At 72.4% G+C, this 20417-nt stretch carries 23 protein-coding genes; 9 read left to right on the top strand and 14 right to left on the bottom strand.

Annotation, left to right across the window (positions count from 1 at the left end; translation table 11 throughout):
• Positions 1-47 precede the first annotated feature (47 nt).
• The 3 genes from tatB to ACZ63J_RS10100 form a co-directional block, all read right to left on the bottom strand.
• Positions 48-464 (bottom strand): Sec-independent protein translocase protein TatB, encoded by a 417-nt coding sequence (gene tatB / locus ACZ63J_RS10090; protein WP_465335660.1) that lies wholly within the window; start codon positions 462-464, stop codon positions 48-50.
• Positions 465-540: 76 nt separating this feature from the next.
• Positions 541-2058, bottom strand: coding sequence for a S1C family serine protease (locus ACZ63J_RS10095; RefSeq protein WP_465403933.1), 1518 nt, complete (start codon positions 2056-2058; stop codon positions 541-543).
• A 100-nt stretch (positions 2059-2158) separates the two neighbouring features.
• A complete protein-coding gene (locus ACZ63J_RS10100; protein WP_465403935.1) occupies positions 2159-2728 on the bottom strand; it encodes a TetR/AcrR family transcriptional regulator in 570 nt (189 codons plus the stop codon).
• 89 nt (positions 2729-2817) lie between these two features.
• Between ACZ63J_RS10100 and ACZ63J_RS10105 the strand changes: the two genes are divergently transcribed.
• Positions 2818-3666: an SDR family oxidoreductase gene (locus ACZ63J_RS10105; protein WP_465403937.1), complete on the top strand. Its 849-nt coding sequence runs from the start codon at positions 2818-2820 to the stop codon at positions 3664-3666.
• Between the two features lies 1 nt (position 3667).
• Here the strand turns inward: ACZ63J_RS10105 and ACZ63J_RS10110 are convergent, their stop codons facing one another.
• Positions 3668-4327 (bottom strand): anti-sigma factor family protein, encoded by a 660-nt coding sequence (locus ACZ63J_RS10110; RefSeq protein ID WP_465403939.1) that lies wholly within the window; start codon positions 4325-4327, stop codon positions 3668-3670.
• Positions 4324-4923, bottom strand: coding sequence for an RNA polymerase sigma factor SigE (gene sigE, locus ACZ63J_RS10115; RefSeq protein ID WP_465403993.1), 600 nt, complete (start codon positions 4921-4923; stop codon positions 4324-4326). Before sigE ends, ACZ63J_RS10110 begins: the two co-directional genes overlap by 4 nt.
• Before the next feature lie 211 nt (positions 4924-5134).
• On the opposite strand from sigE, the gene ACZ63J_RS10120 reads away from it, so the two are divergent.
• A complete protein-coding gene (locus ACZ63J_RS10120) occupies positions 5135-5779 on the top strand; it encodes an O-methyltransferase (protein WP_465403941.1) in 645 nt (214 codons plus the stop codon).
• Positions 5780-6110: 331 nt separating this feature from the next.
• Here ACZ63J_RS10120 and ACZ63J_RS10125 read toward each other — a convergent pair whose 3' ends face one another.
• Positions 6111-6992 (bottom strand): LysR family transcriptional regulator, encoded by an 882-nt coding sequence (locus ACZ63J_RS10125; protein WP_465403943.1) that lies wholly within the window; start codon positions 6990-6992, stop codon positions 6111-6113.
• Positions 6993-7054: 62 nt separating this feature from the next.
• Here ACZ63J_RS10125 and ACZ63J_RS10130 point away from each other — a divergent pair, with 62 nt between their 5' ends.
• A complete protein-coding gene (locus ACZ63J_RS10130) occupies positions 7055-8239 on the top strand; it encodes an MFS transporter (RefSeq protein ID WP_465403945.1) in 1185 nt (394 codons plus the stop codon).
• A gap of 140 nt (positions 8240-8379) precedes the next feature.
• Here ACZ63J_RS10130 and ACZ63J_RS10135 read toward each other — a convergent pair whose 3' ends face one another.
• A complete protein-coding gene (locus tag ACZ63J_RS10135; RefSeq protein WP_465403947.1) occupies positions 8380-9843 on the bottom strand; it encodes a leucyl aminopeptidase family protein in 1464 nt (487 codons plus the stop codon).
• Positions 9844-9933: 90 nt separating this feature from the next.
• A complete protein-coding gene (locus ACZ63J_RS10140; RefSeq protein WP_005155393.1) occupies positions 9934-10101 on the bottom strand; it encodes a DUF3117 domain-containing protein in 168 nt (55 codons plus the stop codon).
• 197 nt (positions 10102-10298) lie between these two features.
• Here ACZ63J_RS10140 and ACZ63J_RS10145 point away from each other — a divergent pair, with 197 nt between their 5' ends.
• On the top strand, positions 10299-11093 hold the full coding sequence (locus ACZ63J_RS10145; RefSeq protein WP_465403949.1) for an enoyl-CoA hydratase-related protein: 795 nt from the start codon (positions 10299-10301) through the stop codon (positions 11091-11093).
• A gap of 19 nt (positions 11094-11112) precedes the next feature.
• Here the strand turns inward: ACZ63J_RS10145 and ACZ63J_RS10150 are convergent, their stop codons facing one another.
• The 5 genes from ACZ63J_RS10150 to ACZ63J_RS10170 are packed head-to-tail and all read right to left on the bottom strand — an operon-like array spanning position 11113 to position 13426.
• Complete coding sequence (locus ACZ63J_RS10150; RefSeq protein ID WP_465403951.1) at positions 11113-11676, bottom strand: DNA-3-methyladenine glycosylase I; 564 nt, start codon at positions 11674-11676, stop codon at positions 11113-11115.
• The gene (locus ACZ63J_RS10155) at positions 11669-12127 is read right to left on the bottom strand and encodes an SRPBCC family protein (RefSeq protein WP_465335670.1); all 459 of its coding nucleotides are present in this window, start codon (positions 12125-12127) and stop codon (positions 11669-11671) included. Before ACZ63J_RS10155 ends, ACZ63J_RS10150 begins: the two co-directional genes overlap by 8 nt.
• On the bottom strand, positions 12124-12447 hold the full coding sequence (locus tag ACZ63J_RS10160; RefSeq protein ID WP_465309329.1) for a DivIVA domain-containing protein: 324 nt from the start codon (positions 12445-12447) through the stop codon (positions 12124-12126). The genes ACZ63J_RS10155 and ACZ63J_RS10160 overlap by 4 nt, the downstream gene beginning before the upstream one ends.
• Complete coding sequence (locus tag ACZ63J_RS10165) at positions 12444-13112, bottom strand: permease prefix domain 1-containing protein (protein WP_465335671.1); 669 nt, start codon at positions 13110-13112, stop codon at positions 12444-12446. Before ACZ63J_RS10165 ends, ACZ63J_RS10160 begins: the two co-directional genes overlap by 4 nt.
• On the bottom strand, positions 13109-13426 hold the full coding sequence (locus tag ACZ63J_RS10170) for a helix-turn-helix transcriptional regulator (protein ID WP_465309325.1): 318 nt from the start codon (positions 13424-13426) through the stop codon (positions 13109-13111). The genes ACZ63J_RS10165 and ACZ63J_RS10170 overlap by 4 nt, the downstream gene beginning before the upstream one ends.
• A gap of 60 nt (positions 13427-13486) precedes the next feature.
• Here ACZ63J_RS10170 and ACZ63J_RS10175 point away from each other — a divergent pair, with 60 nt between their 5' ends.
• From ACZ63J_RS10175 to cydC, 4 genes are read left to right on the top strand one after another with little or no spacing between them, the layout of a single operon-like run.
• Entirely contained in the window at positions 13487-14650 is a 1164-nt protein-coding gene (locus tag ACZ63J_RS10175) for a cytochrome ubiquinol oxidase subunit I (RefSeq protein ID WP_465403953.1), read from the top strand.
• A gap of 3 nt (positions 14651-14653) precedes the next feature.
• Entirely contained in the window at positions 14654-15640 is a 987-nt protein-coding gene (gene cydB / locus ACZ63J_RS10180) for a cytochrome d ubiquinol oxidase subunit II (RefSeq protein ID WP_465403955.1), read from the top strand.
• Between the two features lie 9 nt (positions 15641-15649).
• Positions 15650-17203, top strand: coding sequence for a thiol reductant ABC exporter subunit CydD (gene cydD / locus ACZ63J_RS10185; RefSeq protein WP_465403957.1), 1554 nt, complete (start codon positions 15650-15652; stop codon positions 17201-17203).
• Positions 17200-18792: a thiol reductant ABC exporter subunit CydC gene (cydC, locus tag ACZ63J_RS10190; protein ID WP_465403959.1), complete on the top strand. Its 1593-nt coding sequence runs from the start codon at positions 17200-17202 to the stop codon at positions 18790-18792. Before cydD ends, cydC begins: the two co-directional genes overlap by 4 nt.
• Here the strand turns inward: cydC and ACZ63J_RS10195 are convergent.
• Complete coding sequence (locus ACZ63J_RS10195; RefSeq protein WP_465403961.1) at positions 18728-19630, bottom strand: glucosyl-3-phosphoglycerate synthase; 903 nt, start codon at positions 19628-19630, stop codon at positions 18728-18730. The two genes, cydC and ACZ63J_RS10195, sit on opposite strands and share 65 nt — an antisense overlap.
• A 51-nt stretch (positions 19631-19681) precedes the next feature.
• Between ACZ63J_RS10195 and ACZ63J_RS10200 the strand changes: the two genes are divergently transcribed.
• Positions 19682-20356, top strand: a complete 675-nt coding sequence (locus tag ACZ63J_RS10200; RefSeq protein WP_465335677.1) for a lysophospholipid acyltransferase family protein — start codon at positions 19682-19684, stop codon at positions 20354-20356.
• The last annotated feature ends 61 nt before the right edge of the window (positions 20357-20417 follow it).

A 20417-nucleotide genomic window follows, 5' to 3' on the forward strand; every position in this document is an offset into this window, starting at 1 on the left:
ACGCAAGTTGCACGGGCGACCTCAAAGGCCCGTGCGCACAACGGAACTTACGTGGCGTCCGGGTCGATGGGCGGCCGCTCGCCCGGCTTGAGCGGCTCCGGCTGGGACGTTTGCCCTGCGGTGTAACCGTTCGTCCCGTTCGAGCCGTTCAGGTTCGGGGTGCCGTTCGTGATGCCCTTGATGCCGAGCGGGTCGCTGTCGCCGTCGAACAGGTGCTGCGTCACCACGCGCTTCGGGTCGAAGTTGCGCAGCCCGCGCAGGTCCTCCAGCGGCTTGCGCAGCTGGTCGAACTCCGGGCCCATCTCCTCGCGGAGCTGCTCTCGCGCGCCCGTGGCGAAGTCGCGGACCTTCTTCACGCTCTTCGCCATCCAGGACGCCGCTTCGGGAAGCCGTTCCGGGCCGAGGATGAAGAGACCGGCGATGATGAGGACGAGGATCTCCCCCCATCCGACACTGTCGAACACCGTCAACCTCCGCTCGGAACCTACGTGCTCAGCGTACTCGTCACCGGCCACGCTCCGGCAGGCCGAACGTCGGAACTCAGTCGGAAGCCAGGGTTACGTCGACGACGAAGCTCGCGCCGTCGCGGGCCAGGGACACCGGGACCACTTCGCCGACGTCGTGGGCGCGGACCGCGACCGTCAGCTCCGCGGAGTCGCGGACCAGCCGGTTGCCGATCTTCGTGATGACGTCGCCCTCCTTGATGCCCGCGTTCGCCGCCGGGCCGCCGGGCGCGACGTTCTTCACCTGCGCGCCCATCGTGGACGAGCCGGCGACCGTCGAGGACGCGTTGATGCCGATGTCGGCGTGCTGGACCTTGCCGTCCTTGATCAGCGCCTTCGCGATCTTGATCGCGTAGTCGCTCGGGATGGCGAAGCCGATGCCGATGCTGCCGCCGTCCGCGCTGGACGAACGGATCGACGAGTTGATGCCGACGAGCGCGCCGGTGGCGTCGACGAGCGCGCCGCCCGAGTTGCCGTGGTTGATCGCGGCGTCGGTCTGGATGGCTTCGTAGGTGACCGGCGCGGCGCCGTTGTCGCCGCCCGCGGTGATCGGCCGGTTCAGCGCGCTGACGATGCCGGCGGTCACCGAGTTCTGCAGCGCCAGCGGCGAGCCGATCGCCATCACGGTGTCGCCGACCTGCAGGTCCGACGACTTGCCGACCTGCAGCACGGTCGGGTTGGTGACGTTGACCTTCACCACGGCGAGGTCGGTCTTCTGGTCGGCGCCGACGAGCTTGGCCTCGGTGCGGGTGCCGTCGACGAAGATCGCCGTGACCTTCACGCTCGGATCCGCGGCGGCGGAGGAGATCACGTGCTCGTTGGTGAGGATGTAGCCCTGCGGGTCGATCATCACGCCGGAGCCCTGCTCGCCGGATTCGGCGCCGGGCTTGAAGACCTCGAGCGAGACGACGGCCGGGGCGACGCGCTTGGCGATCTCGGCGACCGAACCCGCCGGGCGCTCCTTGGCGGCCTCGGCTTCGGAGATCGTCGCGGAGCCGGTGAGCTCGGTGCCGGTGTCGCCGGCCCACCAGCCGACAAAACCGCCGGCCGCGCCGATCAGCAGCGCGACGACGCCGAGCAGCACGAGCGCCTTCGGCTGCACGCGGCGGCCGAACAGCACCTCGGGCAGGCTGAGCAACGCCCCCGGCGGACGGCGGGCGGGCTTTTCCTCGTCTTCGGCGGGCATCGCGGGGCCGGCGAGCACGGCGCCGGCCCCCGGATCGCGCCACGGGTCGGAAGTGCTGTTCCACAGCGGCGGATCGGTGTCCTGCGGCTCCCCGGTGGCCTCACGGGGACGCTCGAGCAACACGCCCTCGGCGCCGGGCGGCCGCCGGAAGGCTTCGGCGAGCGACTCGGGCGCGGGCGGCGCGAGGCTCACGCCGTTGGCCCGCTGCGGGGTGTAGAGCTTGTCGAACGCCCCGTCGACACCGCTCGGGCGGCCGAAAACCGCCTCCTGCGCGGGATCGACGGCCGGGCGCGCCAGCGGCCGCGGGCCCAGCCGGTCGGCTTCGCTCGCGCCGGGCTGCTCGGGATTCACGTTCGGCTCGGTCATCATTCCCCGGTGCAGAAGATCAGGTGGCTGGGCGTGACGATACCCAAGCCCAGTGCTCCGAGTCTGCCGGTACGCCGGTGAAGTGGCTGTTTCTTGCCCGGTGTCACAGCGGCGCCGCGCCCTTGGTCAGCGCGTCCATGAGCAGGTCGACGAGCCGGCCGGCCTGGGCGGGCGTGCCGTGCCGGACCGAGTACGCGGTGCCGCCCATCGCCAGCAGGACGTCGTCGGGAGCGAGGTCGGTGCGCAGCGTGCCGTCGCGGGCGCCGGCGTCGAGGAGCGTGCCGACGGCGCGGGTGAGCAGCGCGTGGCTGTCGGCGAAGGGGTCGACGCCGGACGCGATGACCGCGTCGAGCGCCGCGGTCATGCCGCTCTTCGCGGTGGCGTAGTCCAGGAAGTGCGCCATCCAGCGCCGGGTGGCCGCCGCGGCCGGGTGGCCGGCCACGAGCTCGTCGACGGTCTCGCAGACGCGGGTGAGCTGGTGCCGGTAGGTGGCGTCGACGAGCGCCTCCCGCGTCGGGAAGTGCCGGTAGAGCGTGCCGACGCCGACGCCGGCCGCCTTGGCGATGGCGGCGGGCGCGGTGTCCAGCCCCTGCTCGGCGAACGCCCGCGCGGCGACCTCCAGCAGCCGCGCGCGGTTCTGCACGGCGTCGCTCCTCGTCCGGCGGGTCGGCATCCGGCTCCTCCTTGCATTCCGGAACAGATTCCGTTTAAAGTCGTCTTAGCGGAACGGATTCCGGTAAGAGCCTACTTCAGGAGGTCGTCATGCCCGCCCTCGAGGACAAGGCCGTGCGCCACTGGTTCGTCACCGGCGCGTCCGGCGGACTGGGCCGTCACCTCGTCGAGCACGCGCTGCGCCACGGCGACCGGGTCACCGCCACCGTCCGGCGTCCGGCCGCGCTGGCGGACCTGGAGGAGGCCTACGGCGACCGGCTGCGGGTGGTGGTCCTCGACCTCACCCGGCCGGCCGACGTCGAGGCCGTCGTCGGCCGGACGCTGGCCGCCGAGCCGGTCGACATCGTGGTCAACAACGCCGGGTACGCGGTGGTGGGCGCGGCCGAGGAGATGACCGTCTCGCAGGTCCGCGACCAGGCCGAAGTGCTCCTGCTGGCGCCGATGCTGATCACCCGCGCGTTCCTGAAGCCGATGCGGGAGCAGGGCGGCGGCCGGATCATCCAGATCTCCAGCATGGGCGGCCAGGTCGCCATCCCGACGCACAGCGCGTACCACGCGGGCAAGTGGGGACTGGAGGGTTTCACCGAGAGCGTCGGGCGCGAGGTCGCCGCGTTCGGCGTCCACCTGACGCTGGTCGAGCTCGGCGGCACCCGCACCGGGTTCGCGTCGGCCCTGCGCTACACGGCCGAGACGGCGCCCTACCGCGACCACCCGGTCGGCCGGATCCGCCGCAGCCTGGAGACGGCCGACGAGAGTGTGTTCACCGGCGACCCGGCCAAGGTGGCCGCCGTCATCCACGACACCACGCGCCGTGCGGAACCGCCGCTGCGCCTCACGCTCGGCTCGGACACCTACGACGCCGTGCACGCGGCGCTGACCGAGCGCCTCGCCGTGCTCGAGAGCCAGAAGGACCTCGCGGCGTCAGTCGCCTTCGGGTGACTCAGCGGATGCCGGCGGGCACCGCGGCCGGCGAGCTCACCGGGGTCGACGACGTCGGCGCGGGAACCACACCGTGGGGAACGGCCATCTGGGCCGGCAGCAGGTTCGCCGGCTGCGGCGCGCCGCCACCGGTCTCCGGGCTGCCGTCACCACTGTCTGCGGTCGTGCCCACCAGCGCCAGCGCGCTCAGCACCAAGCCGGACACGACCACACCGGCGCCCTGAGCCGCGCGGCGCTTGAAGCGGCCGCCACCCAGGACGTTCGGCGACTGGCCGAGCGGCGCGGACGAGCCCAGCGGAGCCACGCCGCCGAGAACACCCGAGTCACGCAGGCCCGCGACCCGGTCGGGGCGCTGGACCGCGACGAGCTGGCCGTCGGCCGTGATCGCCAGGTTGTCCGGACTGCTGGGCAGCTCTGTGTGCTGCGGGATGGACTGCAGGCTCGCCAGGAAGCCCGCCGACATCGACGGTGCGCCCGCGTGGCGGATCGCCTCGACGGTCTGGCGCTGCGCGCGCACTTCGGCGGCGCAGGCCGGGCAGCGGGTGATGTGCGACGCGGCGCGATCGCGGGGGCCGTGGGACAGCTCGCCGTCCACGAACGCGACCACGACGTCCGGTAGCAGGTGCGACTCGGGGAGTCCCCAGCCTCGCGGTGCGGTCATACCGACACCTTCGCAGACTTCGGAGCGTAAGTGCGCCGACGCTCCAGCGAAGCGCGCAGCGCCTGGCGGCCGCGGTGGATCCGGCTGCGGACGGTGCCCAGCTTGACACCGAGCGTCGCGCCGATCTCCTCGTACGACAGGCCTTCGACGTCACAGAGCACCACGGCGGCGCGGAACTCCGGCGGCAGCTCGTCGAGCGCGGCCTGCAGGTCCGGGTCGAGGTGCGTGTCCGAGTAGACCTGCTCGGGGCTCGGGTCGTCGCCCACGATGCGGTCGGTGTCCTCCGGCAGGCCTTCCATCCGCACCCGTGAGCGCCGGCGGGCCATGTCGAGGAAGAGGTTGGTGGTGATCCGGTGCAGCCAGCCCTCGAACGTGCCGGGCTTGTAGGACGCCAGCGAGCGGAAGACCCGGATGAAGGTCTCCTGCGTGAGGTCCTCGGCGTCGTGGGTGTTGCCGGTCAGGCGGTAGGCGAGCCGGTAGACCCGGTCACCGTGTTCGCGGACGACCTCGTCCCAGGACGGCGGTGTCCACACCGCTTCGTCCAGGGACACGGGCTGAGCCGCGTCGGCGTCGTTATCGGCAACGGCGTTCTGCATCGCGGGAGCAGGCACCTCCATCTTGTTTCTCCTGTCTGCTCCACCCAACGCGGGCTGTGGCCACGGTGTTCCCCGTGTGGTCGGATTTCAGTCTCTCCGGACTCCTTATGGTTCTAGTGAGACTGGACTGAGAGCAGGCTGAGAACTTCTTCCCGGGTGCTTACCAGGGAGCCTGCGAGGATTTATCGACAACCAACGCTAACCTCCGTGCGTGAACACGCCCACCCCCGCGGCCGCCCCGGCCGACTCCGGGTTCGTCGACGGGTACCTGCCCGACGACGAGGTGCTGACTTCGGCGCGGGCGCGTGCCGAGGACCTGGGCTGCACCCCGCTCAGCGCGGGCGCGGGAGCGACCCTGCGGTTCCTGGCCGCGACGCTGCGGGCGAAGGCCGTGGTCGAGGTCGGCACGGGCGCCGGGGTGAGCGGCCTGAGCCTCCTGCGCGGAATGGCGCCCGAAGGCATCCTGACCTCGATAGACGTGGAGCCGGAGTACCAGCGCGCGGCCCGGCTGACGTTCCGCGAGGCGGGGTATGCGCCGGGCCGGACGAGGTTGATCGTCGGCCGGGCGCTGGACGTGCTGCAGCGGCTGACGCCGGGTGGGTACGACCTGGTGTTCGTCGATTCGGCGCACATCGAGTACCCGGGGTGTTATGAGCTGGGCGTTTCGCTGCTGCGGCGGGGCGGGATCATCGCGTTCCACAACGTGCTCGTCGGTGGACGGGTGATCGATCCGTCGCACCGGGATCCGGAGACGCTGGCGTTGCGGGAGGTGGCGCGGGCGTTCCGGGAGGATGAGCGGTTGGTTCCGGCGTTGCTGCCGGTGGGCGGGGGTCTGCTGGTGGCGGCGGCGATTTGATCGGTTGTCCACAGAGGCGGACGGCTGTGGACAACTCCCTGCTCACGGGCGGTTTTGTCCGGGGGCGGCGGTAGACTGGAGCGGGGCGGTCCCCCTGGGTTGGGCGGGTCTGTCCGGCGGTCTCGTTGCCTGGCCGGCCGTCAGCACGTGCCTGCGGAAGCCTCGTCACCGCCGAGGTCATCGGCTCCTCAGCGCGCCACGCGGTGCGTGAGCCCTCGGGCAAGTGCAGCAGCATCAGATACCGGTGCCGCGTCCGACCAGGGTCCCGATCGCGCAGCGGCTGTGCGCGACCATGACCAGGCCACATCGGGGCGCTAGTGGCCCGCCGTCGTCAGCACGTGTCGCGGAAGCCCGTCACCGCTGGGGTCGTCGGCTCCTCCGCGCGCCACGCCAGCCCGATCGTCCGGTAGGGCCGCGGCTCCAGCGGCACCTCCGCCACCCCCGCCGGGCTGCCCGGGCCGAACCGCGGCAGCAGCGCCACCCCGAGCCCCGCCGCCACCAGCCCGCGCACTGTGTCCGACTCCTGGCCCTCGAACGCGATCCGCGGCGTGAACCCCGCCGCCGCGCAGAGCTCGTCGGTCAGTGTTCGGACGCCGTAGCCCTGCTCCAGCAGCACGAACTCCTCCTCGGCCAGCTCGGCCACCCGCACCGACTTCCGCGTCGCCAGGTGGTGGCCCGCCGGGACCGACAGCAGGATCTCTTCGTCGACCAAACCGGCCGTGGCCAGCGAAGGCTCCGCGGGCAGCGGCGCCAGCAGGGCCAGGTCCAGCTCGCCGCCCACCAGGCGGTCGATCATCTCCTGGCGCGAGCCCTGGACCAGCGTGAACCGCACCCCCGGGTACCGCGCCCGGTGCCCGCGCAGCAGCGACGGCACCAGTGACCGCCCGAGCAGGTGCAGGAACCCCAGCACGACGTGCCCCGACTCCGGTGCCACCTCTTCACGAGCCAGCCGGACGCCCGTGTCGACCGCCGCCAAGCCGCGTTCGGCCGCTTCGGCCAGCAGTTCCGCCGCGCGCGTGAGGCGGATGCCGCGGCCGTCCGGGACAGTCAGCGGCGCGCCGAGCGCGTCGGCCAGCGCCGCGATCCGGCGGCTGACCGTCGGCTGCGGCACGCCGAGCAGCTCCGCCGCGCGTGTGACGTTCCTCGTCTCGCGCAGCGCGGCGAGCAACGGCAGGTGCGGCGCCACCTGCGGGGTCAGCGAGTCATACGTCATCGCATCAATCATGGCAGACGACCGCATTGGACGTATTGGTTAGCTCTGCTTACTTTCGGACGGTGACCTCCACCCGCCGAGTCAAGACCGCCGTCGCCGCGGCCGGGATCTCCTCCTTCGCCCTGCTCTACGCGCCGCAGCCGGTCCTCCCGCAGCTCGCCGCGCAGTACCACCTCGACCCCGGCGGCGCGGCGCTCGCGGTCAGCGTCGCGACCGGCGCGCTCGCCATCGCGGTCCTGCCGATCGCCGCACTGTCCGAAGTGGTCGGACGCCGGCCGGTGATCCTGACGTCGGTGATCGCGTCGGTCGTGTTCGGCCTGCTTCTGCCGTTGATGCCGACGTACCCGGCGCTGCTCGTCCTGCGCGCCCTGCAGGGCATCGCGATCGCCGGCTTCCCCGGGGTCGCGGCCGCCTACCTGGCCGAACGGCTCGGCCGCGCGGGCGTCGCGGCCGCGGTCGGCGCGATGATCGCGGGCAACACGATCGGCGGCATGCTCGGCCGGCTGGCCAGCGGGTTCACCGCGGGACCGCTCGGCTGGCGCGGCGCGCTGTACGTCGTCGCGGGCGTGGGCGCGATCTGCTCGGCGGTCACCGTCGTGACGCTCCCGCCGGGAACGCGCCCACGCGGCGACGCCCAGCTGCGCGCGGTCGCCCGGGGGCTCGTCACGGCGTTGAGCAAGCGGGTGCTGCTGGCGCAGTACGCCGTCGCGCTGCTGGCGATGGGGTCGTTCGTCGCGCTCTACAACGCGGCGGGGTTCCGGCTGACGGGCGAGCCGCTGGGCCTGTCACCGGCGATCGCGTCGCTGGTGTTCCTGGCCTACGCGACGGGCTCGGTTTCGTCCGCGGCGGCGGGCCGGCTGGTGGCCCGGGTCGGCCGCCGCCGGGCGTTGATCGGCTCGTTGCTGCTGACGGCGGTCGGCGCGGCCCTGACGTTGCCGGACTCACTGCCGCTGGTCATCGCGGGGTTCTTGGTCTTGACGTGCGCGTTCTTCGCGGCCCACGCGGTGGCCAACGGCTGGGCGGCGGCCGACGCCCCGGAGAACGCCCGCGGCCAGGTGGGTGGCATGTACACGGCGACGTATTACCTGGGAAGCAGCGTCGGCGGCGCGGCGGGGGCTTGGGTGTACGGGCACGCGGGGTGGCCGTGGCTGATCGCGCTGGTGGCGGTGTGGCTGCTGCTGGCCGCGGGCGCGGTCGCGGTGGGGACGCGGGTGCGGGTGGAGCGGCGGGAGCTGGTGACGAGCTGACTCGGAGGACCGGGCCCCCGCCCGCCGGACAGCCCCCACCCGACCCAGGGGGGCGTCCCGGCTCCAGTCTATCGGCCCCCACCGACAAGATCGGCCGCGCACAGCCGGTTATCCACAGCCCGCCCGACCTGGGGAAAACGTCAGGCGAGTGACGCCGCCAGCTCGACCAACGTCCGGGCCGCGAACCCCGTCGCCCCAGGCACCACCTCGTCGTAGTTCTTCTCCGACCTCGCCGGTCCCGCGATGTCCAGGTGCGCCCACGGCAGCCCCTCCGTGAACTCGCGCAGGAACAGCGCCGCCGTGATTCCTCCTGGGCCGGCCGGGGTCTGGCGGAGGTCGCCGAACTCGCCGCGGACGTTCTCCGCGTAGTCCTCCTCCAGCGGCATGCGCCACCATGACTCGCCCACCCGTGCGCCCGCCTCGACGACCGCCGTGGCCAGGGACGAGTCCGACGCGAACAGCCCGCCCGTGCGCAGGCCCAGGGACACCTTCATCGCTCCGGTCAGCGTTGCCGCGTCGACCACGTAATCCGGGGTGAACCGGCGGATTCCGTACGCCAGCGCGTCGGCCAGGACCATGCGGCCCTCGGCGTCCGTGTTGGCCACCTCGGTCGTCTTGCCGCCGTAATGACGGACGATGTCGCCCGGGCGGTACGACGAGCCCGACACGTGGTTCTCCGCCGCCGGGACCAGCGCCGTCACCCGGACCGGCAGGCCCAGTGCCGCGATGCCGCGGATCGCCGCGATCACCGCCGCGCCGCCCGCCATGTCCGTGCGCATCAGGTGCATTCCGTCGGCCGGCTTGATGGACAGGCCGCCCGTGTCGAACGTGATGCCCTTGCCCACCAGCAGCAGGTGCTTCGCGGCCCCGGACGGCTTGTACGTCATTTCGATCAGGCGCGGCGGGCGGGCCGAACCGCCGCCGACCGCCAGGACGCCGCCGAAACCCTGCGTCGACAGCCACTTCTCGTCCCGGATCGCCACCTCGACCCCCGGACCGGCCACCTTCGCCGCCGTGTCCGCGAGCCAGGCCGGGGTCTTGACGTTGGACGGCGTGTTCGCGAGGTCGCGGGTCAGCGCCGTCGACGCCGCCAGCGCCGAGGCGCGCGCGACCAGCGCCGTGTGCGAAGAGATCGCGCGGTCGTCCGTCACCAGCCGGACCGTCCGGATCGACGGCGGCGGGTCCTCGCCGGTCACCTTGTAGCGGTAGCCGCCGAGCAGCAGGCCCAGCGCCAGCTCCGTGACGTGCTCGCCGGAGGCCTCCTCGGGCAGCACCAGCTGCACCGCGCGGAACGCGCGCCCCCCATGGTCTACGTCGTCGGCCAGCGTCGCGTTCACCGCGCGGACCAGCGCCGCACCGGTCTTGCGGTACTGCTTCGGCTCACCGTCGCCCAGCCCCGCGACCCAGCGGGGGCCGTCGCCCGGCACCGGCTGGACGTCGCCCGCCTTGCCGCTGATCCGGACACCCGCGATCTCCACCGGCTCGGTCTCGACGTCGTCGGCCGGAGCCGTCACCAGGCGGACCACCGGGGCGCCGCGGCGAAGGTCGCCCGCGACCTCGATGTCGAGGAGACTAGTCGGAACGGGGGGTAGCGGATTACGCACAGTGAGCAACCTTCGGGCGCAGAGGAACCGCGACCCCGGCCTCCGAAGGGAGACCGGGGTGCGACGGAAGGACGGTTTTCGGGGGCCGGCTCAGCCAGTGACCTCCTGCAAAGCGGCGCCGAGGTCTTTCGCTTCCTCCGCGGAGAGTTCGACGACGAGTCGCCCACCACCCTCGAGCGGTACGCGCATCACGAGGCCCCGCCCCTCCTTAGTCACTTCGAGGGGACCATCTCCGGTCCGGGGCTTCATGGCCGCCATAGCGTGCTCCCTCCGTCTCAACCGGCGCGCCCGGGTCGCGCTCGCGTGAAAGCCAGCCGGGTCTGGACTCCATTGTCCCTCATCAGCGGCCGGGCGCATCAGCGGACCGATCTTTTGCCGCCGTATCGGTGCTGGTATGCGGCCCGCGAGGGGTGTGAGACTCTCGGACGACCGATGATTCAGCGCAAGGAGTAGACGTGACCACATCCGACGTCCTGTCGACCGCCGACGCCGACGGGGTGCGCACCCTCACCCTCAACCGGCCGCAGGCGTACAACTCGCTGACCGTCGAGCTGAAGGAAGCACTGCTCGCGGCGCTGCGCGAGGCGGCGGACGACGAGAACGTCCGCGCCGTCGTCCTGACCGGTTCCGGCAAGGCGTTCTGCGCCGGCCAGGATCTGAAGGAGCACGTGGGACTGCTGCAAGCGGGTGACCCCGCCCCGCTACACACGGTGAAGGAGCACTACAACCCGATCGTCAAGGCGATCGTGGACATGCCGAAGCCGGTCGTCGCGGCCGTCAACGGCACCGCCGCGGGCGCCGGGGCGGCCTTCGCCTACGCCAGTGACCTGCGGATCGCCGCCGAGTCGTCGTCGTTCCTGATGGCCTTCGCCAACGTCGGGCTCGGCCCGGACTCGGGCGCGTCGTGGACGCTGCAGCGGCTGGTCGGGTACGGCCGCGCCGCCGAGCTGATGCTGCTGGCCCGGACCGTCGACGCCGCCGAGGCGCTGCGGCTCGGCCTGGTCGGCGAGGTCGTGCCGGACGAGGAGCTGCCGGCGCGCGCCCAGCAGGTCGCGGCGAAGCTCGCGGCCGGGCCGACCGTGGCCTACGCGAAGATCAAGGGTGTGCTCAACCTGGCCGCGCAGTCGACGTTCGACCAGGCCCTCGAGGCCGAGGACGCCGCCCAGACCGCGCTCGGCGCGACCGCCGACCACACCGAGGCCGTCGAGGCCTTCGTCGGCAAGCGCAAGCCGAACTTCCAGGGCAAGTGACCGCGGGCTGCTTCCGGGCTCACGCGGCCCGGAAGCAGCCTCGGACGTGGTCGTCGACCATGCCGGTGGCCTGCATCAGCGCGTAGCAGGTCGTCGGGCCCAGGAACACGAAGCCGCGCTTCTTCAGCTCCTTGGCCATCGCCTTGGACTCGTCGGTGATCGCCGGGACGTCCGCCATGGTCGCGGGCCGCTCGTGCGACGCGGGCGCGAACGACCACAGCAGGTCGTCCAGCGGCTCGTCCAACACGGCGATCGCCTTCGCGTTGTTGATCGCCGCCAGGATCTTCGCCCGGTTCCGCACGATCGCCGTGTCCTGCATCAGCCGCTCGACGTCGGCGTCGCCGAACTTCGCCACCTTCGCCGGCTTGAACCGCTTGAACGCCTTCCGGAAGCCTTCGCGCTTGCGCAGGATCGTGATCCACGAGAGCCCCGACTGGAACGACTCGAGGCACAGCCGCTCGTACAGCTCGTCCTGCCCGTGGAGCGGGGTGCCCCACTCCTTGTCGTGGTAGTCCACGTAGTCCGGGGTCGAATTGCCCCAGGAGCACCGCGCGACGCCGTCGGCGCCGAGAAGCTCACTCATCCCCACCCACCGAATAGTCTTCCGCGAACCGCGCGAACCGCCGCAGTGACTGGCGCACCCCCAGCGCGAACGCCGGCCGCACGACCGGCCAGCCGAGCCGGCCCAGCGGGCCGAACGGCAGCCGCAGGTGCTCGGCCCAGACGAACGTCGAGCGTTGCGCGCCTTTGGGCACCACCTGGAACACGCCCGTGCCCTGCACGACGCTGCCGAGGTGCCGGACCGCGCACCGCACCGGCGGCTCCCAGGTCGTGATCTCCATCTTGTCCGTGAAGCCGATGCCGGCCACCCCGGTGAACGCCGCGAGCCGCGACCCGACACTGCGGCCGTTGCCCTCGACGACCTCGACGTCGGTGCCGAGCATCCACTCGCCCTGGCGGGTCCAGTCCGTCAGCGCGAGCCAGGTCGTCCCGGCCGGGGCGCGGACGTCGACCGAGAGGACCAGGTCGGTCACTGGGCGGCCTCGGGCGAGCTCTCCCGCTCTTGCTCGCGCTGCTCCAGCTCGGCGACCCGGGCGCGCAGCTCGTCGAGCTCGACGCCGAGGCGCCGCATCACCCAGTCCACTTCGGACATCTTGTAGCCGCGCAGCACCAGCTGGAAGCGGACCTCGTTCAGGTCCTCCCCGGTGATGTCCTCCGCGGGCAGCCGCGTCGGCGAGCTGCCCGGCGGCAGCGGGGCCAGCTCCTCACCCCGGCCGAAGACCACCGCGGCGAGCAGGAACACCACGGCGGCCACCAGCAGCATGACTACGAGGTAGATCAGCGCGGTCGTCACGCGACGATCGTGGCATACCCGCCCCAGGAACGTCTCGCGAGCACGACGAGCCGGAACGAAAGCAGCACCCAGGCGACCATCAACAGGACGCACGGGACGCTCAGGAACAGCCGGGAGACGTCGACGAACCCGGTCGCGCCGATCAGCAGCCCGACCGAGCCGAGATTGACGCCGACGGCGAGCGCGATGAGGACGCCGCTGAACCGGGCGAGCCCGGCGCCGCTCACGCGGCGGCTCAGCCAGCGGATGCCGAGCAGGGCGAGCACGCCGATCACCGGCACGACGAACACCGCGCCGTGGGCGGCGTGCGTGACGACCTTGTACCACTCGGGTGTCGGCGTGGAGATCTTCGTCCACTCGCCGAAGGTGAGGATCCGGGCGTAGTCCCAGGCGACCTGCATCAGCGGGACGCCGACCACGAGCTTCCACAGCGTCCGGACGCCGCTGAGCATGCCGAGCTCGGCCTGGTAGTCGCGGGCGACGACGGCCGCCGGGCCGAAGTCCGCGACCGCGCGGCGCTCGGCGTCCTCATCGCTCCAGCCGCCCGCCCGGTAGGCGTCGGCGGCGTCGTGCAGGCCGTCGCGGGCCTCGCCCAGCAGGTCGGCCTTGAACTTCCCGCAGCCGTGCAGTCTGCGGTCCAGCTCCCCCAGGTACTCGTCGATCATGTGCCCAGCACTCCCCCGATGACCGTGGTGAACTCCCGCCACTCGGTGCGCTCGGCGGCCAGGGCCTGTTCGCCCGAGCGCGTGAGGTGGTAGGTGCGGCGCTTGCGGCCGGACACGACGTCCCATTCGCTGGTGAGCCAGCCGGCCCGCTCGAGCCGGCGCAGCGCCGGGTAGACGGTGCCGGTCGGCAGGTCGAGCGCGCCGCCGCTGCGCAGCTGCAGGGCCTCGATGATCGCGTAGCCGTGCAGTTTGCGGCCGTCGAGCACCGCGAGCAGCAGGGCGTCGAGGTGCCCGCGCAAGGTGTCCGCCTTCATGGGTACGCAGTCTACACGTCGCCTTGCTACCTGTAGCCAGACTATGTGTAGCCTGACTACATGCACGCACTCCCGGTCGCGAGACTCCAGTTCGCGACGACGACTTCGTTCCACTTCCTGTTCGTGCTGCTCACGCTGGGGTTGGTCACGCTGGTGGCCGTGATGCAGACACGCTGGACGCTCGGCGGCAAGCCCGAGCTGCTGCGGATGACGCGCTTCTGGGGCCGTCTCTACGTCATCAACTACGCGCTGGGGATCGTCACCGGCATCGTGATGGAGTTCCAGTTCGGGCTGACCTGGACCGGCCTGTCCACCTTCGCCGGTGACGTCTTCGGCGCGCCGCTGGCCATCGAGACGCTCGTCGCGTTCTTCCTCGAGTCGACGTTCCTCGGCCTGTGGATCTTCGGCTTCGGGCGGATGAACAAGTGGCTGCACCTGACGCTGCTCTGGCTGGTCACGCTGACCGCGTACGCGTCGGCGCTGTTCATCATGCTGGCCAACTCGTTCCTGCAGAACCCGGTCGGCAGCCGGCTCGAAGGCGGCACCCTGCACCTCGACGACTTCGGCGCGCTGTTCTCGAACCCGGCGCTGGTCGCGTCGCTGCCGCACGTGCTCAGCGCCGCGCTGGTGACCGGCGGGTTCTTCGTCGTCGGTGTCAGCGCGTGGCACTTCCTCAAGCGCACCACCGAGGTCGAGTTCTTCCGGCGGTCGATGCGGATCGGCGTGGTGACGGCGCTGGTCGGCTCGGTGTTCGTCGTCAACCAGGGCTTCGCGCAGTTCGGCGAGCTGAAGATGTACCAGCCGGACAAGCTCGACGAAAGCACGGTCGGGATGCCGCTGGGCGCGATGATCGGACTCGGGTTCCTGATGTTCGCCTGCGCGATCCTCGGCGCCCTGCTGCTGTTCCGGAACTGGCTCACGAAGGCGCGGTTCCTGCACTACCTGATGGTCGCGGCGATCCCGCTGCCGTTCCTCGCGGCGATCATGGGCTGGCTGGTGCGCGAGCTCGGCCGTCAGCCGTGGCTGGTCTGGGGGAAGCTGCGCACCGCCGACGCGATCGCGGACGTCCCCGCGGGCCAGATCCTGTTCTCCTTCATCGCTTTCTCACTGCTGTTCGCCGCGCTCGCGGTCGCCGACTGGGTGCTGATGGCGCGGGTCGCCAAGCGCGGCCCGGAGCCGGTGGACGAGCCCGCCGCCGAACTGCCCGTCCTGAGCGGAGTCTGACCGATGGTGACGATCTGGTGGTGTGTGCTGGGGCTGCTGACCTGCGGCTACTTCGCGCTGGCGGGGTACGACTACGGCGTCGGGATGCTCCTGCCCGGGTTCGAGTCCGGGGAACGGCGGCGACGGCAGACGCTCGGCGCGCTCGGGCCGTTCTTCCTGGCCAACGAGGTGTGGCTGGTGGCCGCGGTGGGTCTGCTCTTCGGCGCGTTCCCGCACCTGGAGGGCAAGGTGTTCGCCGGGGCGTACGTCCTGGTCGTGACGCTGCTGCTCGGCCTGGTGACGTTCACCGCGTCGATGCAGCTGCGCAGCCGCCGCCCGGACGCGCGGCGCGGCGCCTGGACCGCGGGCATCGTCGGCGGCGCGCTGGTGACGGCGTTGTCGTGGGGGCTGTTCCTCGGCAACCTGGTGCTCGGGCTGCCGCTGATGGGCGACGGCTCGCCGTCCGGCGACGTCCTGGCGCTGTTCAACCCCTACGCCGTGTTGTGGGGTCTCGGGTTCGTCGCGTTGTTCTGCCTGCAGGGGGCGCTGTTCCTCGCCGTCCGGGCGCCGGCCGAGCTGACCGGCCGCGCGGTGCGGCTGGCCCGCGCGTTTTCGGCGCCGGTGCTGGCCTTCCTCGTGATCGCCGCGGTCTGGGGCGCCTTCGCGCTCGACGGCGTCACCGGTCTCGGCATCGCGGTGGCCGCGCTCGCCTTCGCCGCTTTCGGCGTCGCCCGACTGGGGCTGGCGGTGCGGCGGCACCGGCTCGCGCTGGTCGGCTCGATGGTGCTTTCGGCCTGCCCCGCGCTGCTCGCCGGCACGCTGCGCTTCCCCACCGTGCTGACGTCTGCGGGCTACACGATGACCGCCGGCCAGGCGGCCACCGCGCCGGAGACGCTCGCGGTGCTGGGCTGGTTCGCGCCGCCGGCGGTGCTCCTGCTGCTCGTGGTGCAGTGGCTGACCTGGCGCGCGCACCGGCGCCCCCTCGACCAGCGCTCGCTGCTGCACTTCTAGGGGGACGGCGTGCCTGCTCTTCCCGGACTCCGGCGGTACCTGGCCGTGCTGACCGCGCTCGGAGTGCTCACCGCGGTGGCGGTGCTCGTCCAGGCCGAAGGACTGGCGACCCTGCTGACCGGCGGTGGCGTTTCGGTCTTCCTGGTGCTGGCGCTGGGCGGCCGGGCCGGCCTGTCCTGCGCGCACGGCGTCCTCAGTGGACGGTTCGCGGCCGCGGTCCGCGGCCGCCTGCGCCGGCGGTTGCTCGGCTCGGCGTCGGATCGCGCCGGGGTTGTCGCGACACAGGTGACACGCGGGATCGACACGACCGACAGCTACCTGACCGGGTACCTGCCGTCGCTGGTCGTCTCGGTGGTGGTGCCGGTCGCGGTGATCGTGCGGCTCTTCACGACCGACCTGGTGTCGGCGCTGGTCGTCACGGTGACGCTGCCGCTGATCCCGGTGTTCGCGATCCTCGTCGGCAAGCACACGGCGGCGCGGACCGCGCGGCAGTGGGGGCTGCTGACGAAGCTGGGCGGGCACTTCCTCGACGTCGTGCGCGGGCTCGGCACGCTGAAGGTGTTCGGCCGGGCGTCCGCGCAGGCTTCGACGGTCCGGGCGATGGCGGCCGCCCACGCCGACGCGACGCTGAAGACACTGCGGGTGGCTTTCCTGTCGGCCCTGGTGCTGGAACTGGTCGCGACGCTGTCGGTGGCGCTGGTGGCGGTGCCGATCGGGTTCCGGCTGCTGGCCGGGGACCTGGACGCGCGGACCGGTCTTTTGGTGCTCCTTCTGGCGCCCGAGGCGTACCTGCCCCTGCGCGCGGCGGGCACGAAGTTCCACGCGGCGGCCGAGGGGCTCACGGCGTTGCGGGAGGCGCTCGCCGCGCCGGTGGTTTCTTCTCGCTCGGGGACGCGGTGCCGACGTCGAGGCGCGCCTTCGCTGGTGTTGGAGCGGGTTTCGGTTTCCTACCACGGTGTTCCCGCACTATCCGAAGTGGACTTGTCGGTGCCCGCCGGGTCGCGGGTGGCCCTGGTGGGGCCGAGCGGGTCCGGGAAGAGCACGCTGCTCGCGGTGCTGCTGGGGTTCGTGGCGCCGACGTCCGGCCGGGTCCTGGTCGACGGCGTGGACCTGCGGTCCCTGTCCCCCGCGGACTGGCTGGCCGAGGTCGCCTGGGTGCCGCAGCGACCGACGTTGTTCCGCGGGTCGCTGGCGTCGAACATCGCGCTGGGGCTGCCTTCGGCCGACGTTGCCGGTGCGGCGCGGGCGGCCGCGCTGAACTCCGTGGCCTCCGGCTTGCCCGAGGGTTTCGCCACCGAGGTGGACGAGGGGTTGTCGGCCGGGCAGCGGCAGCGGGTGGGGCTGGCGCGGGCGCTGGCCCGCACGTCGTCGGGGCTGGTGCTGCTGGACGAGCCGACGGCCCGGCTGGACTCCCGCACGGAAGCGGCGGTGCTGTCGGCGACCCGGCGGTTGCTGCCGGACCGGACGGCCGTGCTGGTCGCCCACCGGCCCGCGCTCGTGACGCTGGTGGACCGCGTGGTCGAGCTGCGCGACGGCCGGATCCGCGCGGAGGTGGCGGCGTGAACTTCTGGGCTGTTTCGAGGAAAGACGCTCTCCGCCTCCTGCGCGCCGCGCTCCTCGGCGCCGGCACGGAACTCGCCGCCCTGGCCCTCATGGCCACCGCCGCGTGGCTGCTCCTGCGCGCCGCCGAACGGCCGCCGCTGGCCGCGCTCACCGTGGCCATCGTCGCCGTCCGGACGCTCGCGCTCCTCCGCGGCGGCCTGCGGTACGCCGAACGGCTCGCCGGGCACGAGGTCGTCCTGCGCTGGCTCGGGGAGCTCCGCACGCGCGTCTACCAGGCCATCGCGCCCGGGACGCGGTACTCCGGCGGTGACCTCGTCACCCGGCTCGTGTCCGATGTGGACGCTCTGCAGGACGCCGTGCTGCGGTGGGCGCTGCCCGCGGCCGTCGCGGCGATCGTCGGGACGGCCGCCGTCGGGGTGGTCGCCACCGCGTCGCTCGGGGCCGCTCTCGCGCTCGCCGCCGGGCTGCTGCTCGCCGGGGTGCTCCTGCCCTGGCTGGTCGTCCGGATCACGGCGCGTGACGCCGCCGAATGCGCTCCGAAACGCGCTGAGCTGGCCGAACGCGCCGTCGAGCTGGTCACCGGCCATCGTGAGCTGGTCGCCGCCGGTGCGCTCGACGAGCACCGCGACCGCGCCACCCGGGTGGTCGACGACCTCGCCGCGAGCGAGCGGACGACGTCGGCCAAGACCGCCCTGGCCGGCGCCGCCGGGGTGCTGGTCCAGCTGGTCACCACCGTCGCCGTCGCGCTGCTCTGCGACGCCTCGGTGCCGTGGACGGCCGCGCTCACCTTGGCCGCCCTGACGACGTTCGAGGTGGTCCTCCCGCTGATCGGCGCCGCCCGGCGGGTCCCCGAGATCCGCGCGTCGGCGGCCCGCGTGAAAGCCGTCCTCGAGTCACCCCAGCCGGAAAAGGGGTCGAGGACTGCCCAAAGTGGACACTTCCGCCTGGAGAACGCGGGGGTGCGACACCCGGGCCGCGCACCCGCCCTCGCGAACATCACGCTCGACCTGCCCCCGGGCAAGCGCGTCGGGATCCTCGGCCCGAGCGGCGCCGGGAAGACGACGCTCCTGCGGCTGCTCCTCGGCCTCGAATCACCGACGTCCGGCACCGTCACCCTCGACGGCCACCCGTTGAGCGAGTACGCCGACCTCTCGTCGACCATCTCGGGCGCCGAAGCCGGCGCGCACGTCTTCCACACGACCGTCCGCGAGAACCTCCTGGTCGCGAAGCCGGACGCGACGGACGGCGAACTGGCCGAAGCGTGCCGGACCGCAGGTTTCGACCTCGAACTGGACCGCGAAACCGGCCCGGACGGCGACGCGCTCTCGGGCGGTCAGCGGCAACGGCTGGTCCTGGCCCGCGCGGTGCTCGCGGCGCCGCCGGTCCTGGTGCTCGACGAGCCGGTCGAAGGCCTCGATCCCGCCCACGGTGACGCGGTCCTCGAGCGGGTCCTCGCCCGGGCGGCCGGCACGGTCGTGCTCGTGACGCACCGGCCCGAGCACCTCGAGGGCTTCGACCAGGTCGTCACCCTCGAGGACGGGCGAGCACTTCCCGCATCGGCGGCCGGTCCGCGACCCGGACGTCGGTGACGTCGGGCAGCCACTCCTCGTCGACCTGCACGAACTGCGTCAGCGGCGCGTCCGCGGCCGGGACGCCGCAGCGGGCCAGCGCGGTGCCGAGGATCTGGCGGGACATCACGCCCAGCTGCAGGAGCGAGCGGTTCCGGTGCTTGCGGACACCGAGGTTGACCTGCGCGAGCCCGTCGAGGCCGTAGCGCGCTTCGGCGTCGAGCAGCAGCCCGATCTCGACGCCGTATCCGGCGGCGAACGGGACCGACTCGAGGAACTCGCGCGTGCCCGCGTACTCGCCGCCGAGGGGCTGGACCAGCCCGCCGAGCGCCGGGCGCAGCGCCGAGAGCACCGGCCGCGCCAGTAGTTCCGTCACGCGGCCACCGCCGGTGCTCTCCAGCCGCAGCGGACGGCGGTAGAAGCCCTTGACCAGGTGGACGCCGCTTTCGGTGACCAGCGGGCCGAGCAGCGACGGCACGAACGCCGGGTCCGGGTCGACGAGGTCGGAGTCGAGGAACACGACGATGTCCCCGCTGGTCGCGGCCAGCGAGCGCCAGAGCACCTCGCCCTTCCCGGGCACCGGCGGCAGGTCCGGCAGGACGTCCTCACGCCGGACGACCCGCGCGCCGGCGGCCTCGGCGGTTTGGACCGTGCGGTCCGTGGAACCCGAGTCGACAACAACGAGCTCGTCGACGACCCCGCCGACCAGCGGCCGCACGGACGCGACGACGTCACCGACGGTCCGCTCTTCGTCCAGCGCCGGTAGCACGACCGAAACCGTCCGGTCACCCTTCGCGGTCACGATGTCGTCGGGTGTCCAACCGGGCTCCTGCCACGTACGCCGCTCGAACCAACTCACGAGTAACGATCGTGCCATGCTGGTGGCACCGCATCCGAGGAGGAGGACCACTTGATCGCGCAGCTTGTCCGCTTCGTGCTGGGCCCGCTGGCCAGGGCGCTGTACCGGCCGGAGGTGCACGGCGTGGAGAACGTGCCCGCCACCGGCCCGGTCGTCCTGGCGGCCAACCACCGGGCGGCGCTCGACACCGGCGTGATCACGTTCGCGACCCCGCGGCAGGTCAAGTTCCTCGGCAAGGCGGAGTACTTCACCGGCAAGGGCCTCAAGGGCAAGCTGATGGCCGGGTTCCTCGGCGGGCTCGGCTACATCCCGGTCGAGCGCGGCAACGCCCAGGCCGGGCTCGCCGCGCTGGAGGCGGCCCGCAAGGTGCTCGACGCGGGCGGCGTCTTCGCGATCTACCCGGAGGGCACCCGCTCGCTCGACGGCCGGCTGCACCGCGGCCACACCGGTGTCGCGGCCCTGGCCCTGGCGACCGGCGCGAAGGTGGTGCCGGTCGCGCTGACCGGCACCGAGCACCTCCAGCCGGACGGCGCCCGCGTCCCGCGTCTGGCCAAGATCTCCATCACGTTCGGCAAGCCGCTCGACTTCTCGCGCTACGAGGGCCAGGACTACGCGCCGGCGATCCGCCGGTCGGTCACCGACGAGGTCATGTACGCGATCCTCGAGATCTCCGGCCAGGAGTACGTGGACACCTACCACAAGCGGCCGAGCGAGGGCGTCGCCTGATCACGGGTCCTCCCGTGATCGATTTCGCCCGCGAACCAGCCGATCAGGTCACTTCGGCGGC

Source organism: Amycolatopsis sp. NPDC104863, from assembly GCF_055582965.1.